Source organism: Tardiphaga sp., assembly GCF_028290785.1.
GTDB lineage: Bacteria > Pseudomonadota > Alphaproteobacteria > Rhizobiales > Xanthobacteraceae > Tardiphaga.
Genome location: NZ_JAQGJD010000258.1, coordinates 1 through 3,297, shown reverse-complemented (window position 1 = coordinate 3,297; position 3,297 = coordinate 1). Strand labels below are relative to the sequence as shown.

The following is a 3,297-nucleotide window of genomic DNA, read 5'->3' as shown; positions in this document are numbered from 1 at the left end:
ACCAGCACGCCGTCCGCGACCAACTCAGCGAGCCGTTCCTGCCCATCGACCAGAATGCGCAAATGGGCGGCCTGCGCACTTTGCCGGAACAGCGACACTTCGTTGATGGCGCGACGCTCGTAGCTTTTGCCGTCGACGTCGCGGGCCTGCATCGATAGCGGATGGATGACGGTCGCGTGCGCGGCCGCGATCCGCTCGACCAGGCCGTCGACCAGGAACTCGTTCATCAGGAAACCGACGGTGCCGCGGTGCATGCCGTAGATCGGCTTGTCCGAGCGCATGTAGTCGTGCAGCGTCTTCAGCATCAGGCCGTCGCCGCCGAGCGCCACGATGACCTCGGCCTCGGCAGGGTCGGCGTTGCCATACTGCGCAGCAAGCTGCGCCAGCGCGGCCTGCGCTTCCGCGCTGCTGCTGGCGACGAAGGCGATGCGGTCGTAGCGGTGCGAAGGGTTCATCGGCAGATCGCAGACCTCTGGCGGCTTCAAGCGCCACGGCGTGGCGCGGGCGTCGTCTAGCGGCGTTGGCGGAGATTGTCGAGCGGGCAGTTAAGAACGCGGCGGGCAGGGTGTCGAGCGCGGCGGCGCCGGATGGTTACCGCACAGGAGCTATCGCACACGACAAAGCCGGCGCAGCGTGGCCGCGCCGGCTTGTTGCGTGCGTGATCTCAGCGCAACCGCGCTCAGTAAACCAGGCCGGTCCCCGGCGGCTTTTCCAGCGCGGCCGACAGAGACTTGTACTCCGGCGAGTCCTTGCCGGTCAGCGCGCCGATCTTGTTGAGGTGATACTGCGCCTGGTCGCGGTTGCCCTGTTCGAGCTGCCACAACCCGTAATACTGCCAGGTGCGGACATGCGCCGGATCGGCCTTCAGCGCGCGCTCGTAATATGCCTGCGACACCTTGTAGTCGCCGAGCTTGCGGTAGGAATAGCCGAGCAGGTTGGCGACGTCGGCGCGGTCGTCGGCGTTCAACGCCTTCAACTGCGGGATCGCGGCGGCGTAATCGTTCCTGTCATAGATGGTGGCGTAAGCGGCGCGGTAGCCGTTGAGGAAGGCGCGATCTTCCAGGCCCGAACTCTTCTGCGCGCCCTTCTTTTTCTCCTTGGTCGCCTTGCCGTCGGAGGCTGGCGGCGAGGAGGGCGTATCGCTGCCCGCAGCCCATACGGTGGAGAGTGGCGCGGCAACCAGCGCCATCGAGAACATTGCCAGCGTCGTCAGCCTGATCGCGATCCTGGTCATGCGAAGCGCTCCCTGTTTCCTGTTCGAATAATCTGACACGAAAGCCGTCGATTGAAAACACCGGGCAACGCCGATCATTCCCGGCCCCTCGCGCCACATGGCCACGATGTCACCAACATGAACGAAGTCCGTCGTTGGGCTTCAGAAACGGTTCAGCGCGCGGCGCCTAGGTTCGTCTGCATGATGACAAGCCCGGCCACCCCGACCGGTCAACTTCGTGATCGCACACAGGAGACGACCATGTTGAAGAAAATCTCTGCGGCGCTGATCGTGGTTTCCATGCTCGCCGCGCCCGCCATGGCTGCCGGCGTCGAGAAAACCGCCCCGGCGCCGATCACCAAGCCGGTGGCCGCGGTCGATGCCAAGCTGCAGGTCAAGCCGGCGGTGCGCAATGCGCATGCCAAGATGGTCCGCCATCATCGCCATCACCAGGTCCGTCCGCATCATCGCTTCCACAAGCGGATCGGCCTGCACAAGACCTTCAAGCATACCGCTCACACCTCCACGGTCGTGCATTCCAAGCGCGGCTGAGGGTGATCCGCGGTCGCGGTCTCCTTGCCCAACCGCGACCGCGGACATCGATTTCCGGCCCGTCTCCCTCGCATCGCGATGGCGGCGGGCCGATCTCGTTGGTGCTGCGGACGGCGGGAGCCACCGAGATGCGAATTCCATTCCCCGGCCGAACCGTCTAGGGAAGGCGTGGGCGTCGGCAATTCAACACGGGCGGCACAGTGCGAATTTCAGCAAAGCGAGTGGCGGTTGTATTGTTGCCAATCTGGCTGGCGGCCTGCGGTGGCGGCGAGCGCGGCATCAGCTTCACCGACGACCAGGGCGTCGCCGATCAGCCGTTCCCGAAAAACTACCGCACCGATCTGCTGGCGTTTCTGCGCACCTATCTCAACAATCCCGTCGGCGTGCGCGACGCCATGATGGCGGAACCGGTGCAGCGCACCGTCGGCGGCCGGCTGCGCTATGTCAGTTGCGTGCGCTACACGCCAAAGGATTCCGACGGCCGCTACACCGCGCCGCAGGAGCGCGCGGTGGCCTATGTCGATGCACGGCTTGATCGCGTCGTCGAAAATGCCGCGGAAGCCTGCGCGGGCGCGACCTATGTCGCGTTCCCCGAGATGGAAAAAATGGTCCGGTAACCATCGGTTGCCCCGCGGTTGACCCGCCCATCAAGTTTCCGTGAGCCGTGAACCAAATGGTGACGGAACCCGCCGCAAACTGAACAACACCAAAAGTGTTGTGGCTTTGTCACAGTTGCCGATCATCGCGTTGCAGAGCGCCAACGGGACGCAACCAAATTACTGCCACGATGTTTTTCGATGGTCATTACGCAACACAGGGGAACCAAAATGAAAAAGCTTCTTCTCAGCGCATCGGCCATCGTTGCCGTGGCCGCGCTCTCGACTTCCGCCTTCGCTGCCGACATGCCGGCGCGCACCTATACCAAGGCACCGGCCTATACGGCGCCCGCGGTTGTCTACAACTGGACCGGTTTCTACATCGGCGGCCATGTCGGCGGTGCTTTCGGCGACAGCAGCAGCATCCAGGGCGACAGCGGCCGCTTCATGGGCGGCGTGCAGGGCGGCGCCGATTACCAGTTCGCTCCGAACTGGGTGGTCGGTATCGAAGCCCAGTATAGCTGGATGGACAGCAGCAACACCGGCCGGCTGTTCCCCAATGGCACGCTGGTCACCGGCAATAGCGACCAATTGGGATCGGTGACGGGTCGCCTCGGCTACACCTGGGGTCCGGCGCTGCTCTATGCCAAGGGCGGTTATGCCTGGAAGGACAACAACAATATCGGCGTAACAAATGCAGCGGGCGTCGCGCAGCCGTTCGCCACCTCGGGCAACGCCAAGGACGGCTACACCGTGGGCGCCGGCCTCGAATACATGTTCACCCCGAACTGGTCGGCGAAGGTGGAGTATCAGTACTACAACTTCGGCAACACCACGGTTTCGTCGGCGGCGATCCCTGGTACCAATGCCAGCTACAACAACGACGAGCACACCATCAAGGCCGGCCTCAACTATCGCTTCGGCTGGGGCGGTCCG

5 protein-coding genes are annotated in these 3,297 nt (G+C 63.9%); 3 read left to right on the top strand and 2 right to left on the bottom strand.

The genetic code is table 11. From position 1 onward, the window contains the following. Both JWR89_RS15960 and JWR89_RS15955 read right to left on the bottom strand, forming a co-directional pair. On the bottom strand, positions 1-455 hold a 455-nt coding region (locus tag JWR89_RS15960; RefSeq protein ID WP_366142993.1), incomplete at its 3' end, for an NAD(+)/NADH kinase. A 224-nt stretch (positions 456-679) separates the two neighbouring features. Further along, positions 680-1,234 (bottom strand): tetratricopeptide repeat protein, encoded by a 555-nt coding sequence (locus JWR89_RS15955; RefSeq protein WP_299717814.1) that lies wholly within the window; start codon positions 1,232-1,234, stop codon positions 680-682. Positions 1,235-1,474: 240 nt separating this feature from the next. Between JWR89_RS15955 and JWR89_RS15950 the strand changes: the two genes are divergently transcribed. The 3 genes from JWR89_RS15950 to JWR89_RS15940 form a co-directional block, all read left to right on the top strand. Then, entirely contained in the window at positions 1,475-1,765 is a 291-nt protein-coding gene (locus JWR89_RS15950) for a hypothetical protein (RefSeq protein ID WP_299717812.1), read from the top strand. Positions 1,766-1,986: 221 nt separating this feature from the next. Beyond that, the gene (locus JWR89_RS15945) at positions 1,987-2,382 is read left to right on the top strand and encodes a hypothetical protein (RefSeq protein ID WP_299717810.1); all 396 of its coding nucleotides are present in this window, start codon (positions 1,987-1,989) and stop codon (positions 2,380-2,382) included. A gap of 210 nt (positions 2,383-2,592) precedes the next feature. After that, on the top strand, positions 2,593-3,297 hold a 705-nt coding region (locus JWR89_RS15940; protein WP_299717808.1), incomplete at its 3' end, for an outer membrane beta-barrel protein.

Excerpts from the sequence above, each read along its gene's own strand:
- JWR89_RS15955 (WP_299717814.1), bottom strand. The coding sequence starts at position 1,234 with ATGACCAGGATCGCGATCAGGCTGACGACGCTGGCAATGTTCTCGATG.
- JWR89_RS15950 (WP_299717812.1), top strand. The coding sequence starts at position 1,475 with ATGTTGAAGAAAATCTCTGCGGCGCTGATCGTGGTTTCCATGCTCGCC.